23 protein-coding genes and 1 pseudogene are annotated in these 23,153 nt (G+C 40.5%); 5 read left to right on the forward strand and 19 right to left on the reverse strand.

The window, feature by feature from the left end:
- Positions 1 to 308: 308 nt before the first annotated feature.
- Positions 309 to 1,745, reverse strand: coding sequence for a sigma-54-dependent Fis family transcriptional regulator (locus MTN97_RS17125; RefSeq protein ID WP_248474959.1), 1,437 nt, complete (start codon positions 1,743 to 1,745; stop codon positions 309 to 311).
- 363 nt (positions 1,746 to 2,108) lie between these two features.
- Between MTN97_RS17125 and fliS the strand changes: the two genes are divergently transcribed.
- Both fliS and MTN97_RS17135 read left to right on the forward strand, forming a co-directional pair.
- Entirely contained in the window at positions 2,109 to 2,510 is a 402-nt protein-coding gene (gene fliS, locus MTN97_RS17130) for a flagellar export chaperone FliS (protein ID WP_248474960.1), read from the forward strand.
- Positions 2,511 to 2,515: 5 nt separating this feature from the next.
- Positions 2,516 to 2,812 carry a hypothetical protein gene (locus tag MTN97_RS17135; RefSeq protein ID WP_069438718.1) on the forward strand — a complete coding sequence of 99 codons (297 nt, stop codon included), beginning with the start codon at positions 2,516 to 2,518 and terminating at the stop codon, positions 2,810 to 2,812.
- A gap of 108 nt (positions 2,813 to 2,920) precedes the next feature.
- Here the strand turns inward: MTN97_RS17135 and fliD are convergent, their stop codons facing one another.
- The 18 genes and pseudogenes from fliD to MTN97_RS17225 all read right to left on the reverse strand — a co-directional run bounded on the left by fliD (position 2,921) and on the right by MTN97_RS17225 (position 21,415).
- The gene (fliD, locus tag MTN97_RS17140) at positions 2,921 to 4,360 is read right to left on the reverse strand and encodes a flagellar filament capping protein FliD (protein ID WP_069438719.1); all 1,440 of its coding nucleotides are present in this window, start codon (positions 4,358 to 4,360) and stop codon (positions 2,921 to 2,923) included.
- Positions 4,361 to 4,412: 52 nt separating this feature from the next.
- Positions 4,413 to 4,835, reverse strand: coding sequence for a flagellar protein FlaG (locus MTN97_RS17145; RefSeq protein WP_248474961.1), 423 nt, complete (start codon positions 4,833 to 4,835; stop codon positions 4,413 to 4,415).
- Between the two features lie 151 nt (positions 4,836 to 4,986).
- Positions 4,987 to 5,688 (reverse strand): flagellin, encoded by a 702-nt coding sequence (locus MTN97_RS18165; protein WP_409418119.1) that lies wholly within the window; start codon positions 5,686 to 5,688, stop codon positions 4,987 to 4,989.
- A gap of 300 nt (positions 5,689 to 5,988) precedes the next feature.
- A pseudogene (locus tag MTN97_RS18170) lies at positions 5,989 to 6,396 on the reverse strand (flagellin); the annotation flags it as partial.
- 309 nt (positions 6,397 to 6,705) lie between these two features.
- Positions 6,706 to 8,106: a flagellin gene (locus MTN97_RS17980; RefSeq protein WP_282447423.1), complete on the reverse strand. Its 1,401-nt coding sequence runs from the start codon at positions 8,104 to 8,106 to the stop codon at positions 6,706 to 6,708.
- Between the two features lie 275 nt (positions 8,107 to 8,381).
- Positions 8,382 to 9,638, reverse strand: coding sequence for a flagellar hook-associated protein FlgL (flgL, locus tag MTN97_RS17165; RefSeq protein ID WP_248474962.1), 1,257 nt, complete (start codon positions 9,636 to 9,638; stop codon positions 8,382 to 8,384).
- A 2-nt stretch (positions 9,639 to 9,640) separates the two neighbouring features.
- A complete protein-coding gene (gene flgK, locus MTN97_RS17170; RefSeq protein WP_248474963.1) occupies positions 9,641 to 11,656 on the reverse strand; it encodes a flagellar hook-associated protein FlgK in 2,016 nt (671 codons plus the stop codon).
- A gap of 1 nt (position 11,657) precedes the next feature.
- Positions 11,658 to 12,653, reverse strand: coding sequence for a flagellar assembly peptidoglycan hydrolase FlgJ (gene flgJ / locus MTN97_RS17175; RefSeq protein WP_248474964.1), 996 nt, complete (start codon positions 12,651 to 12,653; stop codon positions 11,658 to 11,660).
- 278 nt (positions 12,654 to 12,931) lie between these two features.
- The gene (locus MTN97_RS17180; RefSeq protein WP_028833974.1) at positions 12,932 to 14,026 is read right to left on the reverse strand and encodes a flagellar basal body P-ring protein FlgI; all 1,095 of its coding nucleotides are present in this window, start codon (positions 14,024 to 14,026) and stop codon (positions 12,932 to 12,934) included.
- Between the two features lie 12 nt (positions 14,027 to 14,038).
- Positions 14,039 to 14,722, reverse strand: coding sequence for a flagellar basal body L-ring protein FlgH (gene flgH, locus MTN97_RS17185; RefSeq protein ID WP_013465588.1), 684 nt, complete (start codon positions 14,720 to 14,722; stop codon positions 14,039 to 14,041).
- A 14-nt stretch (positions 14,723 to 14,736) separates the two neighbouring features.
- Complete coding sequence (gene flgG, locus MTN97_RS17190; RefSeq protein ID WP_010387879.1) at positions 14,737 to 15,525, reverse strand: flagellar basal-body rod protein FlgG; 789 nt, start codon at positions 15,523 to 15,525, stop codon at positions 14,737 to 14,739.
- A 21-nt stretch (positions 15,526 to 15,546) separates the two neighbouring features.
- Positions 15,547 to 16,290 (reverse strand): flagellar basal body rod protein FlgF, encoded by a 744-nt coding sequence (locus MTN97_RS17195; RefSeq protein WP_248474965.1) that lies wholly within the window; start codon positions 16,288 to 16,290, stop codon positions 15,547 to 15,549.
- A gap of 232 nt (positions 16,291 to 16,522) precedes the next feature.
- Positions 16,523 to 17,908: a flagellar hook protein FlgE gene (gene flgE, locus MTN97_RS17200; RefSeq protein WP_282447424.1), complete on the reverse strand. Its 1,386-nt coding sequence runs from the start codon at positions 17,906 to 17,908 to the stop codon at positions 16,523 to 16,525.
- A gap of 58 nt (positions 17,909 to 17,966) precedes the next feature.
- A complete protein-coding gene (locus MTN97_RS17205; RefSeq protein ID WP_248474966.1) occupies positions 17,967 to 18,644 on the reverse strand; it encodes a flagellar hook assembly protein FlgD in 678 nt (225 codons plus the stop codon).
- Positions 18,645 to 18,657: 13 nt separating this feature from the next.
- Complete coding sequence (gene flgC, locus MTN97_RS17210; protein WP_248474967.1) at positions 18,658 to 19,089, reverse strand: flagellar basal body rod protein FlgC; 432 nt, start codon at positions 19,087 to 19,089, stop codon at positions 18,658 to 18,660.
- A 2-nt stretch (positions 19,090 to 19,091) separates the two neighbouring features.
- Entirely contained in the window at positions 19,092 to 19,502 is a 411-nt protein-coding gene (gene flgB / locus MTN97_RS17215; RefSeq protein WP_010387869.1) for a flagellar basal body rod protein FlgB, read from the reverse strand.
- A gap of 129 nt (positions 19,503 to 19,631) precedes the next feature.
- Complete coding sequence (locus MTN97_RS17220; protein WP_138626804.1) at positions 19,632 to 20,462, reverse strand: protein-glutamate O-methyltransferase CheR; 831 nt, start codon at positions 20,460 to 20,462, stop codon at positions 19,632 to 19,634.
- Between the two features lie 20 nt (positions 20,463 to 20,482).
- A complete protein-coding gene (locus MTN97_RS17225; protein ID WP_036981697.1) occupies positions 20,483 to 21,415 on the reverse strand; it encodes a chemotaxis protein in 933 nt (310 codons plus the stop codon).
- Between the two features lie 137 nt (positions 21,416 to 21,552).
- On the opposite strand from MTN97_RS17225, the gene flgA reads away from it, so the two are divergent.
- From flgA to flgN, 3 genes are all read left to right on the forward strand, one after another.
- On the forward strand, positions 21,553 to 22,260 hold the full coding sequence (gene flgA, locus MTN97_RS17230) for a flagellar basal body P-ring formation chaperone FlgA (RefSeq protein WP_036981695.1): 708 nt from the start codon (positions 21,553 to 21,555) through the stop codon (positions 22,258 to 22,260).
- A gap of 75 nt (positions 22,261 to 22,335) precedes the next feature.
- The gene (flgM, locus tag MTN97_RS17235; RefSeq protein WP_036983407.1) at positions 22,336 to 22,656 is read left to right on the forward strand and encodes a flagellar biosynthesis anti-sigma factor FlgM; all 321 of its coding nucleotides are present in this window, start codon (positions 22,336 to 22,338) and stop codon (positions 22,654 to 22,656) included.
- Positions 22,649 to 23,080 (forward strand): flagellar export chaperone FlgN, encoded by a 432-nt coding sequence (gene flgN / locus MTN97_RS17240; RefSeq protein ID WP_248474968.1) that lies wholly within the window; start codon positions 22,649 to 22,651, stop codon positions 23,078 to 23,080. The genes flgM and flgN overlap by 8 nt, the downstream gene beginning before the upstream one ends.
- The last annotated feature ends 73 nt before the right edge of the window (positions 23,081 to 23,153 follow it).

Genomic DNA, 23,153 nt, shown 5'->3' on the forward strand with positions numbered 1-23,153 from the left:
TACAGAATGTTTATTGATTACTTTAGGGAGTCCATATAAGGTTAAAGGTTAAAGGTTAAAGGTTAAAGGTTAAAGGTCAAAGGTTAAAGGTCAAAGGTGAAAGGTGAAAGGTCAAAGGTGAAAGATGAAAGGTCCTTTTAACCCTTTAATTGTTATATTTACCCAAAAAACAGTAAGTTGGCACCCAACGCAGACGTGGGGTAAACCTGCTAAAAAATAGAACCGGTAACGGATTCAGTGTAACTACCGGTGTTTAGTTTTTCTAACCTAATATCTAATACCTAATACCTAACACCTGTACTTAGCTCTCAATCTCTCGTCAGGTTATATTTTTTCATTTTTTCGACCAGTGTGGTTCTCCTTACACCTAACACTTCAGCAGCACGGGCGACAACGTAATCAAAGCGCTCTAATGCCTGTGTGATTAAGTTAATTTCAAGCTCAGCTAAGTACTCTTTAAGCTCAATACCTTCATCGGGCAATAAACCAGGTGCAGCCTGAACAAAATCATCTTCTAGATCTATTTCATCTTCGCTAAATCCGCCACTAAAAATATCATTAAACGCATCACGTTCCATCAGCTCTTCTGGGTACTGTGGCTCATAGGCTTCAACTTCAATGTAGCGGTATTTATTGGGTAAATCAGGAACATCCACAACCTTATCTGGAAACATAATAACCATGCGTTCAACAAGGTTCGCCAGCTCACGAATATTACCTGGCCAAGAATGCTCTTTTAAACTATCAATAGCACGCTCTGTAAACTTAGCCGTAGTACCGCTTTGCTCATTTACGCGGCGCATTAGCTCTTTAAGCAGCAAAGGGATGTCTTCTGCGCGTTGAGCAAGAGATGGACTCTCAATAGGAAAAACATTTAAGCGATAGTATAAATCTTCTCTAAATGAGCCTTTTTCTATCATGCTTTCAAGGTCACGGTGGGTTGCAGCAATCACACGCACATCAGCCTGAATCGCTTTGGTACCACCAACGCGCTCATAGCTACGCTCTTGAAGCACTCGTAGTAACTTAACCTGCATTTGCAGTGGCATATCCCCTATTTCATCTAAAAATAGCGTGCCACCTTGCGCTAACTCAAAACGGCCTTTTCGTGCTGAAATAGCCCCAGTAAACGCACCTTTTTCATGGCCAAATAGTTCACTTTCTAGTAGCTCCGCAGGAATTGCCCCACAGTTTACTGGTACAAATGGGCCTTTGTTACGCTTAGAAAGCAAATGTACGTTACGGGCAACTACTTCTTTACCTGTGCCCGATTCACCTAAAATAAGTACGTTGGCATCGGTTTTAGCAACTTGAGTAATTAAAAAGCGTAAATCTTTTACGGCTTTGGTTTCACCTACAAGGCCATCAAAGGTGCTTTTTTCTTTGTTATGTTTATGCTCGTGAGGCAACATGCGCTGATATTGCTGACAGTCATGTAATAACTGAGTGGTAACTTCATGAGTAAATGGCTCACATATCAATCCCACAACATTAGCGAGACTCAGTAGCGGTTTGAGCGTTTCACCTATCAGTAAAAAAGGGAAAGTCGGATAGCGTTTAATTAAACTTTCATGATCCAAAGATTGCAACGCCCCTAATACCACAATACATTCTTTGTTTTGATAGTGGCTACATGCCTGTTCAAAGTCAGCTTCTGTTTGCAACTGTACCGCCTCACCAATAAAAGTAAGGGATGCATATAATCCAATAGAGCGATTATTATTATTATCTAAAATTAAGATCATTTTTTAGCGAGCCATTTATTTCACTAATTTGTTTTATTAATCAAATTGTAAGCCAGTTGGATTTTGATGCAAGTAATAGCGGCGATTTTTTGACATTAACGCCAAAAAACAGACACATCAAGTAAAAACCACCCCTTAAAAGCTAGGTAATTAGTACTGGAATGAAAATAATTAGTTAACAAAATGCTGCCACCCTCTTTATTAAGCAAGTTCATCCTGTATTGTTATTATATTTATAATTAATTTAAATTGTTTACTTAAGTTGTGACCATAAATGCCGATACATAAATAAGCGAAAATGCTTGGCATTAATATTGCTTTGTTTCATATAGACAATTTCACATATTTATTTAGGATTTTTCCATGGCTCATGTTTCATTAAAAAAATATTCTCAAGTGCGTGCCAGTAGTATTGCCGAAATGGCACCGTATGAGCAAATTAATCTTATTTTTAGTAACATAATTGGTCGCTTGGCCGCGACTAAAGGTTTTATTGAACGCAAAGAAATAGCAAAAAAAGGCGAAAACATCTCTGCCTGTATTTTACTATTAGGTGCACTGCAAGATGCGCTTAATTTAAAAGTAGAACAAGACCCGAGTATTTCTAACAATTTATTGGCTCTTTATGATTATTGTCAGCGTCGTTTAACGCAAGCGAACATAAACAACGATATTGAAGCGATTACTGAAGTATCAAGCATTGTTAAAGAAATTAAAGAAGGTTGGGAGGGTATTCCTGCCGACCAACGTATGCCGGCTATTTAATAACTATGCCAAAAAAGTCAACACAAGCCGCAGAGCAAATTAAACAATTACTCTGCGAGCTTCAAGCTCAAGTTAATAGCAACAGGGCCGATGGTGCTGCTAATTCGCTTGAGTTATTAAATAAACACTTAGTAAATTGGTGCGAAAGTACCTCACCGCCAAGTGTTGATGAGTTAAGTGTACTGCAAACGCAAATTAATATGATTTTAGCAACCGCAGAAAACCAAAAAGTAGAGTCGTTTAATGCGATACTCAAACATAAAAAGTCGGATAAAGCCATAAACGCTTATAAGTCGACTTAACAGTAAAAACCAACCCTTAGCATACCATCACCAAGCACACTAAGTGGCACACAATAAAAAGGCCGCTAAGTTAAATACTTAGCGGCCTTTTTAAATTAATAATACATATTATTTAGACTGCCTTACCACACCTGGCATATTGTCTAACTGCGCTTGAATATAGCTACTGGTAGAGTTTAAGCCTGCCACCAATAAATCCATACTATTGTACTGCGCATACAAGCGCGACTCTAGTGACTCCATTTTACGCGCAAACGACACGCGCTCGTCATCAATATCGCGCAGCTGCCCTTCTTTACTTTCTATTCTGTTTTGAATTAAACCATCTGACTTAGTATAAAAGTTCATTAACTCATCAAACGATTGGGCAAAACCACCTTCGTCAGTATTTTTACCTACAAAAAACTGCTGCACTAAATCAACATCATTTTTTACTTGCTCGTCTAAGCGTTCGCTATCTAAGCTTAACTTACCGTATCTGTCGGCTTCAACACCCAACTGCGATAGCGATAAAGAGTTACCATCGCCCAAGTCAACACTGTTGGTAATTTCTTGCCTTAACTTTGACATAACACCACGTAGCAGAGAATCACCCGCCATTACGCCAGCGCCATCCTCGCCAGATTTACCTAAATTCTTACTTAGCTCTAACAGCTCATTGTAACTTTTAACAAACCCATCAAGTCCAGCTTTAATATTATTATTGTTTTCTTTTACTGTTAATGTGCTTACGTCATCATCAATACCTTGGGTTTTTTTAGCCGTAATATCTACGCCATCAATAACACTTTTAAACTCGTTCGTACTACTTGAAGCAATTAAAGTACCATCAATGGTTATTTGAGCATTTTGCGCCGCATTTACCTCAGTTAAATTAGTCGTATGGTTTGCAGGGTCCGCATCAGACACGTCATAGGCTAAGCGAGAGAGCCCGCCTACATCGGTATTGTTACCATCGCTATCTTGTACGGTAATGGTAATGGCGTTTTCTTCACCGGTTTGTTTACTGGTTAAAACCAAATGTTGACCTGCATCACTGGTTACTATCGTTGCTACCACAGAGTCATTAGAGTCAGAGCCAGTGTATGGGCCGTTATTTATTTGGTCTCTTAAATCTTCCAGTGTATTAGTAGGCGACAGCACAGTCGAAAAACTGTTATCTCCAGAGCCAATAGTAATCACACCACCACCAATCGCCTCATCGGCAGCAAATGCAGGAGACGATAACTTATGGGCTTGTGCCAGTGCATCAACTTTTACATTATAACTGCCTGGCTCGGCGTCTTTGTTTGAGCTAAGAGATATAAAATCATCATTACCCGATGCTGTGCGCTTTTGGTAGTTATCGACCTTGCCAAGCGCGGTCATAGATTCTTGCACTTTTACAAGTGCCGCCTTAAGTGCCCCAGCGGCAGAAATATCTGTGGTTAAATTACCCTCTTTTCTATTTAAACGCGATTCAAAAGGGGCTTTTTCGGCATTTACCAATGCACCTACAATTTCTGATACTTGTAAGCCTGAGCCTAACCCTGTAAACGAAATAGCCATATTACCCTCTTTAATAACTATTTAAATGAAAAATTAAGCCACCATTTAGGCGCTATACAGTGTGATCTATCAATAAGCCCGCAGTTTCAGATAACTTAGACACTAAATTTAACACCTCTTCCGATGGATATTGTTTAATAATATCGCCAGTGTCTTTATCTAGCACTTTAATTACATCGCGGCCAGAGTCCTCGTCTACCTGAAACTGTAAGCTACGGTTCATTTCGCCCATAAAGTCCTGCAATTGTTGCGCCATTTGTTCTAGTTGTTCACGCTCTAACGGCTGAGCAGTTACTTCTTGATTATTTTTTTCGTATTGATTTTGCTGTAATCGTTGCTGATTTTGTGTATCAGCTTGCTTTACATCGTCAACAGCGCGTTCGGTTAGCGAACTAGCCGCTTGACCAACTACTTTATCTTCACCCGCAAGCGGAGTTGGTAATGTAACTTCTGCATTGGAATTAATGGTATTCATAACAGATTCCTATTTATTAGTTAATTAAACAATAGCTCAATTAAAACCCTTAAACCACAAAAGGAGGTAGCTAAAGCCACCTCCTTTTTTGTAAAACTAATACTGACTTTATGTACTAGCTAGCTAACCATTAAGCTATTACTTTAACTTATTAACCTAATAAGCTAAGTGCTGCTTGTGGTAACTGGTTCGCTTGCGATAAAATTGACGTACCTGCCTGTTGCAATATTTGGTTCTTCGTCATGTTAGCTGTTTCGGTTGCAAAGTCAGTATCTTGAATACGGCTACGTGACGCAGATACATTTTCTTGAATATTCGAAAGGTTACTGATTGTATGACCAAAACGGTTTTGTACCGCACCTAAATCGGCACGTTGGCTATCTATTTGTGCTAGCGCATCATCAATTATATCAATTGCACTTTGTGAATCTAGCTCTGTTGTTAAATCAATATCTTGAACAGTACTGCCTGTGGCTAAAACAGCAACATCACCAGCAGAGTTATCATTTACAGTGAAATCAGCTTTTGAAGATAAAGTAACAACTTCCTTTGTAGTTGTAGTTGTAACTGAAGCTGTCGCTTCAGTTACTGGAGTTCCTGTTTCATTCAGGGTGGTCGCACTCGAAGCGCTATCAGTAAATGTTGCTGCAGCAGCAGTACCGCCACCATCACCTGAAAAATCAGTCAGTTTAATAGGAGCCCCTGTAGCATTTGTGATTGTGATTGTACCTGAATTATCAACTGCTGAGTAACCTTCTATATCATTTATTGAAGCTGCAAGTTCACCAGCATCAGTACCAGATACATCAGACCCATCCAATTTAAAATCGATTGTGCCGCTATCAAAGATCATAGATGAAAGAGTTGCAGTTGTAACATCAGCATCAACATTAGCAACTGCTGCTGTTACACCATGGTCACCTTTTGTTGCATTAATCGCTGCCGCTTTATTGGCTGCGCCTGATCCCGAAGCATCTACATCGTAAGTTTCACCACCTACTGTAAATGAAACGCTTCCAGCTGTACCAGTGATGTTAGTAGTTGCTTCTAATGAACCAATTTTATCTGCGGCTGTGCTACTTAAACTTATAGAGATAGTTTCGTTAGCATTTGAGCCAATTTGAAAGTTTCTTGAACCAAAATCTCCATTTAGTAATTGCTGGCCACCAAAAGAGGTGGTATTAGAAATACGAGTTAGCTCGTCTTGCAGGGCAACAACTTCTTTTTGCAGTGACTCACGATCTTCTGTTGAATTTGAACCATTCGCTGATTGAAGCGCTAGTTCACGCATACGTTGCAAAATGTTTGTTGACTCTTGCATTGAACCTTCAGCAGTTTGCGCCATTGAGATACCATCGTTAGCGTTACGCTGCGCTACACCTAAACCATTAATTTGCGATGTTAAACGGTTTGAAATTTGCAGGCCTGCCGCATCATCTTTTGCGCTATTGATACGCATACCTGATGATAAACGTTCCATAGAAGTTGCTAAGTCAGAACCTGATTGCGATAGGTTACGTTGCGCGTTTAGTGAAGATACATTTGTATTTACTGAAATCATAATAAAACTCCTGATTACTTTCGTAATGTTGCTATTTTAATTTAACCAAGAGCTGTCACAAATGTATGCTCAGCTCCGTACTGATTAAGTTAACGGCCGGAGGTGAATTATCTTTAGGAGTATTTTAAAAATAAATTAGTTTATTTATTTAATAAAACGTAACTAACTGTTTTAAAATTAAAAATAGTTATTTGTTAATTTTTATAACGCATAAATTTATGCCCCAAATAATTTTTACTATCTCAAAAAACAAAAAAACGCACTTTAAGTTGAAGTGCGTTTATAAGTATTTTTTGGTGAAGCTAATAATTAACCACCTAACAAGCTAATTGCTGCCTGTGGTATTTGGTTTGCTTGTGAAAGTATTGACGTACCCGCTTGTTGTAATATTTGGTTTTTAGTCATTTGTGCAGTTTCGGTAGCAAAGTCTGTATCTTGAATACGGCTACGTGACGCAGATACATTTTCTTGAATATTAGCAAGGTTATTAATTGTGTGACCAAAACGATTTTGTACCGCACCTAAACCAGCACGTTGGCTATCTATTTGTGCTAGCGCATCATCTATTACAGACAAGGCGTCTTGCGAACCAGTTGCTGTAGATAAGTCAATATCATCAACGCTTGCAAAAGCTGCCGTTGCAGATAACCCTTTATCAGTACCATCATCGACGGCTAAATCTTCAGATGAAGTTAAAGTAACCACTTCTTTAGTTGCGCTAGCTCTAGCCGATAATACTTCTGAGCCTGACTCTACTGTTAAAGATACATCGGTAGTATTTGAATCAGTATCCGTAAAGGTTGCTGCAGCATCATCACTAGTACCGGTACCAGTCTCTGCAAAATCTGTTAGTTCGACAGGTTCTCCAGCAGTGTTTGTGATTGTAATGGTGCCTGAATCCTCTGTAGCAGTGTAGCCATCCAGAGCATTAATTGCCGCTGTAAGCTCGGCATTATCCGTACCACCAACAACATTTCCGCCTAATTTAAATTCAACACCTGCATCAAATTCAGTCACCTTAAGAGTTGCCTCTGTAACATCTTTTACCGTGGCAGAGGCGCCATGCTCACTAGTTTTTGCATTAATTGCCTCTGCTTTTTCAGTTGCTGTTGCACCACTTGCTACAGTTACAGTGGTGCCGCCAATTACAACATCACCAGTGCCAGCACCATCAATAGTTAAGCTAGCCTTATTACCACTACCGATATCTTTAGCCGCAGTGCTTGTTAAACTAATTGATATTGTTTCATTGGCATTTGCACCGACCTGAAAATTTCGTGTGCCGTATGAGCCATCTAATAATTGCTGACCACCGAACGATGTGGTGTCGGAGATTCGTGTTAATTCTTCTTGTAGGGCAGACACTTCTTTTTGCAATGCATCACGATCTTCAGCTGAATTTGAACCATTGGCAGACTGTAAGGCAAGCTCTCGCATACGCTGTAGTATATTAGTCGATTCTTGCATCGCACCTTCGGCAGTTTGCGCCATTGAAATACCATCGTTGGCGTTACGCTGAGCAACAGCTAGGCCATTTATTTGTGATGTTAAACGGTTAGAAATTTGTAAGCCGGCGGCATCATCTTTAGCGCTATTAATACGCATGCCAGAGGCTAAACGCTCCATTGACGTTGCTAAGCCTTCGCCAGATCTTGTTAAGTTACGTTGTGCGTTTAGTGACGACACATTAGTATTTACTGTTAATGCCATTTTACCATCTCCTAGGTTTAAACAGAGTGTGGTTCAACACGATTTAACAGGAACCACTATTCGATAATTTCTAATTACTAGAAAAGCATTTACTGTGCCAACTTTAAAATAAATATAACCGCATGTTTTTAAAGTGTTTTATATCAAAATATTAAACATTAATAATAAGTTATCTGGTTAGCTGGAGTGACGACAATTTATTGCCGCTATTTTGAGGGAGGTTTTTGCCGCTTTGTATTCACTAAAGCGGCAAGGTATTTCTGCTTATAATCTGTTTATAAGTAATCGAATAATGAAAGGTTAGTTAAACGTCCAAATGTAGCCTGTGACGCTTGCAGTGCGGTTTCTTGTTTGGTTAGTTCGCTAATAGCTTCTGCCATGTCTACCTCTACTAAATCAGAAAGGTTACTTTTGTTTTGAATATTTTGTGCAAGGTTAGAGTCGCTAACTCTTTCAAGTGCATTCATGCGCCCACCTAAACTTGCTTGCGTAAACACAACTTGCTCGCTGGCATTTTGTAATTGCACCACGCCATCGTTTAGTACTTGCTGAAAATCATCCCCCGCAAGTGTGCCATCATTTAAACCTGTAATTAAACCTTGTAGCGTATTAAGTACGTTTTCTTTGTGGGGTTTTTCTAGGCTAAAATCGAGCTGGCCTGGTGCTGCGCCTTCAAATTCGATTTTCATGCCTGCAAAATCGATTGGCTCATCCGTTACCTCACCTACTTGTGCGGGGCTCAGCGACACACCGTCGCGCAAAATTTTATAAGTATCAGGGTCGTTGGCGGTAGCGCCTGGTGTTATTACCACATTATACGTGTTCGCGGTTGGGTCAGCATTGTAATTATCTTGATGAAACCGGTCGAACTCTGTTTGGCCATCTACATAAACCGTGCCTGCTGTAATATTATTTGCAGGTGTAGTTACCGGGATCGCAGCTTGATTATCAGTAACATCAAGTCGTGCGTCGCTTTTCTCAAACGTATCAAAACCGTTATCGCTTGATTTAATACTTACCCCTTCAGCAATGGTTATAACATGCTGGCCTTGATCTCCATTATAAGTATATTCACCCGTAGTAGAGTCAAACTGGTATGGTTGGGTGCTGTCTTGGTAGCCTGAAAAAATAAACTTGCCGTCTTCTGAGCGGGTATTCATTAAATTGACGAGTGTTTTTTGTATTTCGGTTAGCTCCGACGCTAACGACTTTAAGTCGTCTTTACTGTATGCGCCATTACCTGCTTTTAAGGCAATATCTTTAGCTGCTTGAATACTTTCGTTAATACCTTGCAGTACGCTTTCTTCGGTTTTGAGTCGGCCATTGAGCTGGTTAATGTTTTTTGTATATTGCTCATTACTTTGTATTTTATTGGTATACAGCATAGCTTGCGATATATCGGCAGGCGCTTCTGAGGTAGATAAATACTTTTGCCTGGTATTTACTCGCTCTTGTGCGTTTGCTACGCCATTTTGATTTTGTAGTATTTTATTAATGCTATTTTGATACATTAAGTTATTTGATAAACGCATAATTACCTCGCCGCACTCAGTAAAGTGTCAAAAATAGAACGTGCTGCAGTTAATACTTGAGCTGATGCAGCATAAGATTGCTGAAAACGCAGCAAATTAGCCGCCTCTTCATCTAAGTTTACGCCCGACAACGATTCGTACCAGGCTTCTGATTGTTGTGCTAAAGCATCAAATGCAGCACCATTGGTTTTTGCTTGACTGGTTACCACACCAATGTCGGTTACTAATCCGGCATACGCTTGGTTAAAGGTTTTATGGTTATCGGCATCTGAGCTTGAAACAACATTTTGGCGCACTAAGTCACCGTTTTGTAACTCGGCTAATTTTAAGCCATTGCGGTTATCGTCAAAGCCGCCTTTGTTAAACTCTAACGTAAAGCTATCGCCTGTGGCTGGCGAGCCTTCAATATCAAAGTCAAAACCATAACCGTCATAAGGAGCACCAAGGCCTGCCAAAACATTTTTACCTGGTGGTGCAATAGTAATTGGCACATTGGCGCCGTTTCCATCGCTAATTAAGTAATCATTTGTACCCGCGGCTTTAACAATGGTTATATCTCCATTAGCGAGTGCAGGAGGAGTGGTAGTTGTAAAGCCACCAGCGGTAACACTACTCACACTGCCAGCAGAAATAGCGCCGCTACCGGTGTTATTTATGTCATCGGCGGTGCGTATTGGCGATGCTAACGCTAGGTCTTCACCGCGCCCAGTTGTCAGCAATATATTACCTGCAGCGCCACTATTAAGTTTTACCTGAAATTGGTCGCCGGCATTACCGGCTCCGGTTACGTTTAGCTCTAAACCAAACGACTCCCCACTGGTAATAGCGGCTGAATCGATAATGCCACTGGGTGGGATAGTTGCTAAAGAGGCTGTGCCTAAAAGTTCACCTTTATTATCAATAGGCTGAATACTTACTTGGTTAGGGTTACCCGTATAAGTGATCACAAAGTCACTCGCTGGCAGTTCACTGCCTTTACCAGCCTCAACGGTTGCTGAGATATTAGCTGTTCCGCTATTGGCTTGATAAACAAAAGCACTGACCGTTGGGATATCAAAAATATCCCCTCCAAGCTCACCGTTTGCATCCATACCTAAACGATTTTGCTGATTAAACGAATCAGCAAGCGCAATACCCATTTGACCTATTTGATTTTGCGCAGGTACTAAAATATCGTCTCTGAAGGCAAGTAAACCACCTATTTTGCCTTTTAATTTACTGGCATCAACTTCAAGCGGCACAGCTTTGCCGCCATTTACATCTAAGCGCAGTTCTTTAAAGTTTGGATCCGGGTCGCCGCGCATCGAAAACAAGTTAAACGAGCCGTTTTGCATTACAACGGCTTCACCGCTGCCCATAAACACTTGTTTTTCACCATTGGGGCCATCGAGTGTTTCTATATCAATCAGCTCAGATAAATCGCGAATTGCTTTATCACGCTCATTGTAAGCTGAGCTCGCATCGGCTTCATTCCTGGTACCATGAACACCCGCAATTTCTTGATTCAGCGAACTAATACTTTCAATAAGCGTATTAGCCTCTTCAGAAAAGATCTCTAATTGCTCATTAACAACCGCTTTTTGCTCAGAAACAATACCTGCAAGTCGGTCCATTTGATCAACTAAATTTTGTGCATCACTCATCACTAATGAACGAGCAACTGTTGAGGAAGGTTGATTAAGCGCTTCTTGCACGTTATTAAACATTGAGTTGATACTAGTTGATAGGCTATTTGATTTTTCTGAAAAAATTTGATCAACCCGACTCGCTTCACTAACGAATTGATCAAAAAAACTTTTATTTGAAGTATCTCGATTTAATTGCTTTTGCGCAAACTCATTCAATAACCGGTACGTTTGACCACGGCCCACCTGATTATCAATCATGGTGGTAAATTCGGTGCGCTCACGTACATACCCTTCGGTATTAACATTTGAGATGTTTTTACTTGTCGTTTGCAATAACTCAGAGTTTGCTCTTATTCCTGAATTTGCAATATTTAATAAATTAAACGACATGTTACTCTACTCCTTGGCGGATCACGCTTGTGGCGATATTCTTCAATTCGTTACTGTTTAACACCCTTTTTATTTTGTCAGCATAATTAGGGTCGGTTGCATAACCGGCTTGCTGTAAAGAGTCTAAGAACTTATGCGGCTTTGCCGTATTGTTTAATGCATCTTGATAGCGCGGGTTTTGTGTTAAAAAATCTACAAAATCATTCACGCTATCTTTTATCGAATCATACGCTCTAAAGCTTGCTTGCTTTTTAACTGCAGCACCTTGCTCAAACTCTAAAGTGACCTTACTGGCCTTTTCACCCTGCCAACTTTTATCTGACTTAATATTGAATAAGTTGTTTGAGCTATTACCATCACCTTTACTAATAATATGTTTACCCCAGCCAGTTTCTAATGCCGCTTGCGCGACCATAACCGCCGGATTTAAACCAATTTTTTTAGCCGCTGTTTTTGCGTGCTCCCACACGGTGCTTACAAATTCCTCAGCATTTTCAAATGTCTTAGGCGCTGTGTTTGGTTCGCTTTTTTCAGTTGAATCAACGAGCGATACTTTTTCAATGACCTTTTGGTTTTCTTGATGAGGTAAGGTGCTACCTGCACGTTGGTCACTAAAGAAATCAGACGTTGTGCGAAGAACAGAGCCTGGCATAAAGTTTTTTCCATCTGGCGATAGTTGCTGCACAATTAAATCTGCAAGTCCCAAAGAGCCATTTGATGAAAGCTCTGTGGCCATTTGTTGGTCGTGCATTTCTTCAAAAAATTTCACGCCGCTAGCATTAAACGGGCTTTCTTTATCTTCAAAAGCCTCATTAGCTTTACGCATACTTTTAAGCAGCATTTGGGTGAAAATAGCTTCAAATTGTGCCGCTGCTTTTTTTAACGCCGCTTTAGATGCATCGGTTGATGCATCACCGCTGTTTAAAGCATCTCGACGCAAAGAGTCTAAGTTGCCTAAATCAAAAAAGTTTTGCTTATCTAGATGATTTGTTTCCATCAGCTTTTTGACACAATAATTAATAATTCTTAGTTAAATGCAATAATTGAGCCAAGTGAAGTGAAAGGTTCTAGGTTCTAGGTTCTAGGTTCTAGGTTCTAGGTTCTAGGTTCTAGGTTCTAGGTTCTAGGTTCTAGGCAGAGATTAAACTAAGTGAGAGACGCGAGGTAAACTCGCTGCTACTTATTGTGTAGGTTTATATTGCTGAGGTAGCAGCGGCTTTATGCCGCGTCTTTTTTAGGTTAACTGTTAAAGACCCTAAATAGGGTCTTATAAAACTAAATTACAACAAGCTGACCATTTATGGCACCGGCTTCTTTAAGTGCTTCAAGAATCGCCATTAAATCACCAGGAGCAGCGCCAACTTCATTAATTGCGCGAACTAAATCATCAAGACTCACACCAGGATCAAATACAAAAGCGCGTGAATCATCTTGATTAACATCAATAATACTTTGCTGTGTAACCACGGTTTCGCCTTCTGCTAACGGGTTTGGCTGCGCCACATTTTGTTGCTCAGCAATCGTGACTGTTAAACCACCATGGGTAATTGCCGCAGGTTGTAATTTTACATTTTTGCCTATAACGATGGTGCCGGTACGCGAATTAACAATTATTTTTGCCGAAGTATCCGCAGGCTTAAACTCTAAGTTTTCAAGAGTTGATAAATACGATACGCGCTGCGAGGCATCTCGTGGCGCAACAACCCGAATAGAGGCGGCATCGAGTGCTTGTGCGCTATTTGGGCCGATTAAATCATTAATGGTTTTCTCTAAACGTTTTGCGGTTGTAAAGTCCGGACGGTTTAAATTAAAGGTAATATAATCGTTTTGCATAAATGGGCTTTTAACAGCACGCTCAACGGTTGCACCGTTTGGCACACGCCCTACGGTTGGCGTATTAATCACGACTCGGCTACCATCTAGGCCTTCAGCACCTAAGCCACCAACAATTAAGCTCCCTTGTGCAATAGCGTATACATTGCCATCAACCCCTTTTAAAAATGTTTGTAATAACGTACCGCCACGTAAGCTTCCCGCACTACCAATTGATGACACAGTAATATCTATAGTTTGCCCTGGCTTTCTAAATGGGGGGAGTTCAGCATGAACCGCGACTGCTGCAACATTTTTAATTTTTGGCTTTAAACTCGCAGGTAGTGTAATACCAAAACTATTAAGCATGCCTTTAAAACTTTGCTCGGTAAAACGGCTTTGCTCTCCGGTACCTGGTAAACCAACAACCAATCCATAGCCCACTAATTGGTTTGAGCGCACCCCTTCGACCATAGACACATCTTTAATTCGCTCAGCACTGGCAGTAAATTGCCAGCCTAGTAGCACCATAAAACAAAAAACTTTAAAACCATTCATGTTGAATGTCCTCTAAAAGGGAAACAATGAGCTACTAAAGAAACGCGTTAACCAACCCGGGCTTTGTGCCTCTTGAGTTTGACCCTTACCTGAATACTGAATACGCGCATTCGCAATACGATTAGACTCAACGGTATTATCAGCATTAACATCTTGTGGACGCACTAACCCCTCTAAGCGAATAAATTCTTCACCGGTATTTAGCGTTAGCCATTTTTCACCACGAATCACTAAATTACCATTTGGTAATACTCGCATCACGTTAACCGAAATATCACCAACTAGGCTGTTTGATTGATTTGATTTTGAGTCACCTTTAAACGACGCATCACTACCAACCCCAAATTGAATACTATCGCCACCAATATTAACCGGTAAACCACCTAAACCAATAACAGGATCGAGGCTAGCATCTGTTTGTTTATCTGTTTCTGTTTTAGCCGCTTTTGTGGCTTGGGTTGACTCTTGCAATTTAACCGTAATGATATCGCCTGTTCTAAGTGCTTTTTTATCGGCATATAAGTCATTCGATAACTGAGTACTGAATAAAGAGCCCGTTGCTACCACTGGCTCCATATTAGGCTCAGGATACATAGGTGCATAGTAGGGATCGTCCTGCACTACTTCATTATTTTGTGTAGATACACAACCGCTTAACAGTAAAGTCCCTACTGCAAATAACATAATATTACGCATACAATCCCCCAAAACTATAATTGTTGATTGATGTAGCTCATCATTTCATCAACCGCTGAAATTACCTTTGAGTTCATTTCGTAAACTCGCTGAGTTTCAATCAAATTAACCAACTCTTCGGTCACATTTACATTTGATGTTTCAAGTGAACCTTGAATAATTGTACCTAGGCCCTCAACCCCCGGATTACCTTGAACAGGCGCACCACTTACCGCTGTTTCGGTATAAAGGTTTTGCCCTATAGGCTCAAGGCCCGACGGGTTAATAAAATCACTAATCGTGATCTGACCAATAACCACGTTTTCGGCCTGACCTTTAACGCGAACTGACACTTCACCGTCTTGAGATACGGTGATCGACTGTGCATCGTCAGGTACATTCATTTCAGGCTGAACAACATAACCAGCGCCCGAGGTTACAACGCGCCCGTCGCCGTCGGTAGTAAACTGGCCGTTACGCGAATAAGCAATATTGCCATCTGGTTGCAATACTTCAAAAAAGCCAGGACCTGAAATCATCCAATCTAATGAATTTTCAGTGGTGAGCATGTTACCTTGGGAAAAGTTTTTCTGATTAGCGACCACTTTCGTACCCGCGCCCAACATTAAGCCTGACGGCATTTCGGTGTCTTGCGATGAGCGACCGCCTGGTTGATTAATATTTTGGTAGAGTAAGTCTTCAAAAATAGCGCGGCTTTTTTTGTAACCCACTGTACTGGCATTCGCTAAGTTATTTGATATAACCGATATATCTGTTTGTTGAGCGTCAAGCCCTGTTTTACTTATCCATAATGCTGGATTCATAATAATATCCTCACGTTAAAGTTAAACGATGCGCATCAGCTGTTCTTGACGTTCGTCAATCTCTTCAGCTGTTTTCATCAGTTTTACTTGTAATTCAAATTGGCGTTGGTGACTGATCATATCGACCATTTCATGCACAGGATTTACATTCGATTTTTCTAATGTGCCACCTAATACTTGTACATTGGCTGATGTTTCAACTATTTGGCCTGGTTTAGCTCTAAATAAGCCATCGTTACCCTTCTCGAGTGTAGCGTTGTTTGCATCAACTACTTTTAGCCGATCAACTTCTTCTAAAAAGTTAGCCGGTGCACCTTGAGGGCGAACTTGAATAGTGCCATCTTTGTTAAATTCAATTTTTTCAATCGGTACAGGTAATATGACTGGCCCACCTTCGCCAATAACTTGACGACCGTCGCTGGTAGTTAACATACCTTCAGCCGTTATATTTAACGAACCCACTTTTGTATAGGCTTCATTACCAGAGGCATCCTGAACACTCAGCCATGCGTTATCACTCATAGCAATATCAAGGCTGCGACCTGTTTCAACAACACCGCCCGATGCCATGTTTGATCCTGGGCGCTCCTGCATAGCAAAAACACGAGTCGGCAAACCTTCACCGAAAGCCTGCATTGATCGTGCTTGCGCAAAATCAGATTTAAACCCAGTGGTATTCGCATTTGCCAAATTATTGGCTTTAAGAGCAAGCCCTTGCATGCTTTGTTTAGCGCCAGATGCGGCTATGTAGACCATTTTATCCATAACATCGACTCATTAAGAAATCTATGTATGAGTAGATGCAATATAAGTGCCACCATTAAATACAGCAGTAAAACTGCACCGCCAAGCAATGTGGTATACCGCCGGTAGCTGCAGAAATTATAGGGATGAGGTTCTAGGTTCTAGGTTGATACCTGACGCCTCAAACCTGATCTTATAAACAAAAAAGGCTGCAATTAAGCAGCCTTGAATATTCAAATTAATAAATTGTGCTTTATCTAATTTGTAGAATACTTTGCTGAATTGTTGAGTTAACTTCCAGCGCTCGCGAGTTTGCTTGGAAATTACGCTGCGCACTAATCAAATCAACTAGTTCGTTAGTTAAGTTTACGTTTGACTGCTCAAGCGCTGATGAGTTGATATTACCTAAGGTGCCAGAGCCTGGTTCACCGGCAATAGGCTCGCCTGACGCTATACTCGCTTTCCAACCTGTGTTGCCCACTTGTTGTAAACCTTGCGAGTTTGAAAAACGCACCATAGCCACTTGGCCTAAAAATGTTGAGTCGCCATTACTGTACGAAGCCACAACTTTACCGTCGGCGCCAATATCAATACCCGCTAAACGACCAACCGTTGCACCGTCTTGCTCAAGTGCTTTTACTTCAAAGCGACTTGCGTATTGAGTAGGTACTTTATTAGCTGTACCTGTCTGATCGCGCCAATTTATAGCTATGTCGGATGGGAAAGTAGCGCCATTATCTAATAAATTCGAAAGGCCACCAGCAACATCATCCCCAGACTCTATTTCTATAGGATTAAACGTATTACTTAGGTTATCTTCACCATCTGTTTTCAATGGTAAGCCATTAGCACTAAACTGAAGTGTACTAAGAGCTGTATAGGGGAAGTCTTCAGAACCATCTTGTTTAACACCATCTTTACCAAATGATTTACCGTCTAGTGTTGCATGAACTTCCCACTTATTAGCGTCTTCATCAGGATCCGTAGATTCTTCGGCTTCTTTTTTTACAAAAAACAGCTGCAATACATGTGGCTCACCGAGTGAGTCATACACGGTTGTTGAGGTTGATGAATTATAAGTTGCACTTTCGGTAGGGTTAAACGCAATTGTAGGTGCAATTGATCGTGAATCTAAGTTAAACGAGCTATACACGCTTGAAGTAGCACGTGGCGATCCTGACGAATCTGGTATTTGTAAAGCCGATGAAGTGCTTAAACTCACTGATGTAGTATCGCCTGTTGAAGGGTCAACCGGAAAGCCTTGTAAAAAGCTGCCATTTGCATCTACAACAAAGTTATCTTTGTTAAGCTTAAATGCACCCGCACGCGTGTAGGTAAAGTCTTGTGCGCCTAAGTCTTGACTGGTAGCAAAATACCCCTCACCTGTGATCGCTAAATCCAGTGAATTATTAGTAAACTGCAGCGACCCTTGATGAAACTGCTGGGCAACCATAGTGGTTTGTACACCATCACCATTTTTTGTTTTACCGGCGCTAAATACTGATGATGCGTATACATCAGCAAACTCGGCGCGAGACTCTTTAAAGCCCGTGGTATTTACGTTGGCAATATTATTGGCGGTAACATCTAAATCTTTTTGTGCGGCAGCAAGGCCTGTTAATGCAATATTGAAGCTCATAATTAACCTCTAACCTAAAAATATTTAGCCTATTGGCTAAAAAAATACATAAAATCTATTACGCGATTTCTGCGACATCAGTCAGCCTAACCGCACCTTCTTTTGTGTTAATAATAATGCCGCTTGAGCCATTAATATTAACACTCTCAATATTTTTGAATGAGGCAATTGGTAAGCTAGAGAATTCGCCATCCGTACTGCCTTCAGCTTTAACCTTGTATTCACCAGCAGGAAGTCGTTCACCCGCTTCGTTTTTACCATCCCATGCAAAGCGAACCGCACCTGCAGGCTGCGTGCCTAAATCAATAGTTTTAACTAATTGCCCTGATGCATCTTCAATACGAAGCGTTAAATTGTCTACCGGCTTTTCAGCAACAATCGCTCCCTTTACCTCACCCGACTCATTAAGCTCAAGTGTGTCAGACTCCAGCAGCGCTTGCTTACCAACCAATGTTGATGCTTGCAATGCTGAATTTGATGTCATCGACGCAGCTAAAGACTCAAAGTTAGAGTTTAAATTTGAGATCCCTTCAGCCATAGTAAAGTTTGTCATTTGTGCAATCATCTGATCGTTATCAGCTGGTTTGCTGGGATCTTGATATGACAACTGCTGTGTTAACAACGAAAAGAAATCTTCTTGGGTTAACGCATCACTCTCTTCTTTTTTTGGCACTTGCTTATCTTGCCAACGTAAAGAGTCCATATAGGATGAAGAAGTACTAATATCGTTACTCATGAGCTACCCTCAGTTACCGCTGACCTAACAGCAGTGTTTTACTTAACATTTGCTTAGCTGCATCAGCAACTTGAACATTTGTCTGATAAGAGCGAGAAGCAGAAATCATATTTGCCATCTCCTCAACAACATTCACGTTGGGTTTGTAAATATATCCATTTTCATCCGCACTCGGGTGATTTGGGTTATATTCGATTTGTAGTGGTTTATTACTTTCAACCACTCCTAACACTTTTACACCAACGGCAGAGCCCTGTGGGTTGCTTGCTGACGCTGACGCTTTTGTAAGCTCCGCAGCAAATACAGGTTGTCGCGCTCGGTACGTCTCATTTTGCGAAGAGCTAATTGTATTGGCGTTAGAGATATTACTTGCCGTGGTATTTAATCGCACGTTTTGCGCGCTCATACCTGAACCAGCAATATTAAACACATTATATAAACTCATAATTAGGCTCCTTGACTACCGAGGGCTTTTTTCAGGCCTTTAAATTTACCATTAAGAAACTGGACACTGGCCTGATACTCCATAGCATTCTGTGTATACAAGTTCCGTTCCACTTGTATATCAACAGAGTTACCATCACCTGTATCTGTTTGATTTGGCGTACGAAATAATTCATTACCACCTACACTACGGGTACCACCGGCAATGTGTTTTTCATTGGTTCTTACCATGGTATTGCCGCTTAGTTGGTTGGACTTTGCCGTTTTTAATGCTGAGGCAAAGTCGATATCTTTTGCTTTATAGCCGGGCGTATCAGCATTTGCGATATTAGTAGCGAGCATTTCTGCTCTTTGCGAACGGATCAACATCGCATGCGGATGCACGCCTAATGCTTTATCAAAACTGATAGCCATAACTACCTCCAAAAAATTGACTCAGTACCGATAAAGCAATAAATGAGCCAGCAGTGAAAATAGTGATAATAAAAACAAAAAACGACGCAATGGGCGTCGTTTAGAGGAGGGATAATATATTAATGAAGGTCATTTCTTTTGGTAAATGATACCAGGGTTACAACGCACCATATCAAAGTCAGTACTTAAACCAGACATAGATTCCGACGCACCTAAAAATAAGTACCCCTTAGGGTTAAGTGCTTGAGAGAATTTTGCAATTATTTTGGCTTTCACCTCAGGTGAAAAGTAAATTAAAACATTACGGCAAAATATAATATCGAACTTACCCATTAAGGCGTACGAATCGAGCAAATTTAAATGCCTAAAGCTCACTTGCTTTTTCAATGAATCAACCACTTGTGCCATGCCATTGCCGCTGTCTTTAAAAAACTTTTTACGGCGCTGTGCAGAGAGTCCGCGAGACAATGCCAATGCGTCATATTCAGCATGTTTACATATATCAAGCATGGTATTTGATATATCTGTACCAATTATTTGTGCACCCATTTTTAAAACACCAGGGCTGCTGGATTGAAACTCAGCAACCGACATCGCTATTGAGTAGGGTTCTTGTCCTGATGAGCTCGCCGCAGACCATATTTTTAATGGCCTATTTAACGTTTTAAACTCAGGGAATAATCTGGTTTTAAGTAACTCAAACGGATACTGATCTCTAAACCACAATGTCTCATTGGTTGTCATGGCATCAACAACGGCTGCGCGCAGCTGGCGCTCATGTACACCTAGCGTTTTACTTACCAGTTCAGATAACGAATCAACATTAAATCGAGACATTAATGGTGCCAAACGGCTCTTTACTAAATACTGCTTATTTTCACCTAAAACAATACCGCACTGTTGTTCTAAAAATAAGCGAAATTGATCGTATTCATTTTGCTGTAAATCTTTATTAGTCAAATCAATAACACCTATGTTTATTAATCACGATGAACCCATTTATTAACGGCTGTTGCAAGCTCGTCTGGGTTAAATTTTGCAATAAAATCATCTGCTCCTACTTTTTCAATCATCGCTTGATTAAAAACACCACTCAATGATGTGTGTAAAATCACATGTAGTGGCGCGAGCTTAGGATTAGCTTTGATTTCTGCAGTCAGCGTATAACCATCCATTTCTGGCATTTCTACATCAGAAATCAGTAGCCCTACTCGCTCTGTAATATCATTTACGCAATCGAGCTCTGCAATTTCTTTTAATCTTATTAAAGCTTCTTTACCATTTTTAGCCAACTCAGTTGTTACACCTAATGGTTCCAATGCTCGTTTTACTTGATTTCGCGCAACAGCCGAATCATCAGCAATAAATACTATTCTCTCGCCTAAATCTTTTTGTATAGTGCCTTGCGAGGCAACATCATCACTTACCGTAGTATTAACTGGGCAAATTTCGTTTAAGATTTTTTCTACGTCGAGTATTTCTACCAACTCATTTTCAATTTCAGTGACGGCTGTTAAATAAGAATAACGCCCTGCTCCTGATGGCGGTGGCATTATTTTTTCCCAGTTCATATTAACAATTCGCTCAACACCACCAACTAAAAAACCCTGCACTGTGCGGTTATATTCAGCAATAATAATAAAACTGTCTTCAATGTTTTTAATGGGCCGCCCGCCTACAGCCATCGATAAATCAATCACTGAAATAGTTTGGCCTCGAATGTGTGCTACACCACGAATATAAGCATTAGATTTTGGCATGCTGGTTAATGGAGGGCATTGAAGAACTTCTCTTACTTTGAACACATTAATGCCAAAGCGCTGACGCCCATTAAGCTTAAATAACAATAACTCCAAGCGGTTTTGCCCAACCAACTGTGTACGTTGGTTTACTGAGTCTAAAATGCCGGCCATTTAATCTCCTAAGAAAACAAATATAAGGAACGATAATTGCTTTCAATTAATAAAGCGTCATAACACAACGGGGGCGTCTAAATTCTGACGCAAAATATTTATACCCTGTTTGCAACCATAAGCATAGTCGAAACATTATGAGTTTGTTAAAAAAAACCAGAAGATACAGTGTTTTTTATTTTCTTGCTAGCCTCTGCTTCACTTTACCACTAAAGGCTCAAGTATTTAGTAAAGAATCGCTACAAGAAATGGCTGTTTCTTATGTTGCTCAAAAAGCAGTAGCTACAAATGATAACAAAATACAGTTCAGTGCATTACCGTTAGATAGCCGCATACCTGATCGCCATTGTAACTCAGAACTAGCGCTAGCAACCCCAAGTGAGCCCCCATTTAATCGTCAGGTCACCATTCAGATAAAATGCAACGATAATGAGAACTGGGCACAATACGTGCACGTTAGAATCACTGAATCAGCACCGGTTGTAGTTGCAACTACTAACTTAGCACGAGGTGAAGTGATTACTCCATCCCATTTAAGTATTGATATGCGCCCTGTGCACTTTATACGTGTTCAGTATCTTGATGACCCTGCACTACTTATTGGTAGCCGCAGCAAACGTAATATTCGTGAAGGTATGCCAGTACTGCTTAATCAAATTTGTATGGTTTGCAAAGGCGACTCTGTCAACATTTTTGCCAACATTAAAGGGTTAAGAGTAAAAACCACGGGTGTTGCATTAGAGGATGGCACCTTGGGTGAGCAAGTACGAGTAGAAAACAAAAAGACAGGTAAAGTTTTAAATGCGCGTGTAGATGGTGTAGAGTCAGTTCAGGTAAATATTTAATATAAATTTATGCTAAAGTATCTTTAATAAATGCCGATATAAAGGCATCAGTTGGGTAATAAATGGGCTTTTATTATGGTCGGTCAAGTAAATAAATCAAATCAACAACCGAGTGTTTTAACAAACACTCAACAGCAAAAAGTTGATTTAAAAAGAGATAATGCAAATACACAGGCTGCACAAACGCCTTCACCTAAAGCTGCAAGCGATTCGGTGAGCTTAACACCGCAAGCTAAGCAATTAAAATCGTTACAAGAGAAAGCGCAGCAGTCTTCTGATTTTGACAGTAACAAAGTTGCTGAGCTTAAAAAAGCGATTACTGAAGGCAAGTATCAAATAGACAGTGAGAAACTTGCCAAAAATTTAGCAGACTTCGAGTTTAATGTTTATGGCTGATCACAATAGTTTAATTACGATTAAACTAAACGAACAAATAATTTGTTTAACAACCTTGAGTGAGCTTCTTACTCAAGAGCTTAATGCTATTGCCTCACGTAGAGGTGAAGGTTTAAAAGAAATTGCCCAACAAAAAATGTCTTTTTTAACCAGTATAAGCACCCTTGATAAAGAACTCAGCAAACTAATTGCCAGTAATGATCAGCAAACAGATGAAAACGCTGACTTAATAAAGCTAACTCGAGAAAAGCTTGAGCAGTGTCAAAAACAAAATGAAGTTAACGCTCACGCAGCGCACCAGGCACAGTTAAGTGTTAAGCAACTGAAAGGTATTTTAATTGGTGCACCTTCGTCGATGACCTACGATCAAGCTGGTAGCGTAGTAAATACCGATAACAGCATTGTGCGAAACCTAAAAGCGTGACTACTCACCGCCTTATCAGGCGATGCTTCTTATTTCGTTAGCCGTTGCTCGGTAGTATCGAGACTTACGCAGC

This window comes from Pseudoalteromonas sp. 2CM36K (assembly GCF_023161865.1).
GTDB classification, from domain to species: domain Bacteria; phylum Pseudomonadota; class Gammaproteobacteria; order Enterobacterales; family Alteromonadaceae; genus Pseudoalteromonas; species Pseudoalteromonas tetraodonis.

Bases quoted from the DNA above. Each gene is read 5' to 3' on its own strand.
- MTN97_RS17135 (WP_069438718.1), top strand. From the start codon at position 2,516: ATGCCAAAAAAGTCAACACAAGCCGCAGAGCAAATTAAACAATTACTC.
- MTN97_RS18165 (WP_409418119.1), bottom strand. From the start codon at position 5,688: ATGATCTTTGATAGCGGCACAATCGATTTTAAATTGGATGGGTCTGAT.
- flgM (WP_036983407.1), top strand. From the start codon at position 22,336: ATGGTCGGTCAAGTAAATAAATCAAATCAACAACCGAGTGTTTTAACA.
- flgN (WP_248474968.1), top strand. From the start codon at position 22,649: ATGGCTGATCACAATAGTTTAATTACGATTAAACTAAACGAACAAATA.
- MTN97_RS17180 (WP_028833974.1), bottom strand. From the start codon at position 14,026: ATGAATGGTTTTAAAGTTTTTTGTTTTATGGTGCTACTAGGCTGGCAA.
- MTN97_RS17145 (WP_248474961.1), bottom strand. From the start codon at position 4,835: ATGAATACCATTAATTCCAATGCAGAAGTTACATTACCAACTCCGCTT.
- flgC (WP_248474967.1), bottom strand. From the start codon at position 19,089: ATGAGTTTATATAATGTGTTTAATATTGCTGGTTCAGGTATGAGCGCG.
- flgB (WP_010387869.1), bottom strand. From the start codon at position 19,502: ATGGCTATCAGTTTTGATAAAGCATTAGGCGTGCATCCGCATGCGATG.
- MTN97_RS17125 (WP_248474959.1), bottom strand. From the start codon at position 1,745: ATGATCTTAATTTTAGATAATAATAATAATCGCTCTATTGGATTATAT.
- fliD (WP_069438719.1), bottom strand. From the start codon at position 4,360: ATGGCTATTTCGTTTACAGGGTTAGGCTCAGGCTTACAAGTATCAGAA.
- flgL (WP_248474962.1), bottom strand. From the start codon at position 9,638: ATGCGTTTATCAAATAACTTAATGTATCAAAATAGCATTAATAAAATA.
- flgA (WP_036981695.1), top strand. From the start codon at position 21,553: ATGAGTTTGTTAAAAAAAACCAGAAGATACAGTGTTTTTTATTTTCTT.
- flgE (WP_282447424.1), bottom strand. From the start codon at position 17,908: ATGAGCTTCAATATTGCATTAACAGGCCTTGCTGCCGCACAAAAAGAT.
- MTN97_RS17980 (WP_282447423.1), bottom strand. From the start codon at position 8,106: ATGGCATTAACAGTAAATACTAATGTGTCGTCACTAAACGCACAACGT.
- flgH (WP_013465588.1), bottom strand. From the start codon at position 14,722: ATGCGTAATATTATGTTATTTGCAGTAGGGACTTTACTGTTAAGCGGT.
- MTN97_RS17205 (WP_248474966.1), bottom strand. From the start codon at position 18,644: ATGAGTAACGATATTAGTACTTCTTCATCCTATATGGACTCTTTACGT.
- flgG (WP_010387879.1), bottom strand. From the start codon at position 15,525: ATGAATCCAGCATTATGGATAAGTAAAACAGGGCTTGACGCTCAACAA.
- MTN97_RS17225 (WP_036981697.1), bottom strand. From the start codon at position 21,415: ATGGCCGGCATTTTAGACTCAGTAAACCAACGTACACAGTTGGTTGGG.
- MTN97_RS17195 (WP_248474965.1), bottom strand. From the start codon at position 16,290: ATGGATAAAATGGTCTACATAGCCGCATCTGGCGCTAAACAAAGCATG.
- flgK (WP_248474963.1), bottom strand. From the start codon at position 11,656: ATGTCGTTTAATTTATTAAATATTGCAAATTCAGGAATAAGAGCAAAC.
- fliS (WP_248474960.1), top strand. From the start codon at position 2,109: ATGGCTCATGTTTCATTAAAAAAATATTCTCAAGTGCGTGCCAGTAGT.
- flgJ (WP_248474964.1), bottom strand. From the start codon at position 12,653: ATGGAAACAAATCATCTAGATAAGCAAAACTTTTTTGATTTAGGCAAC.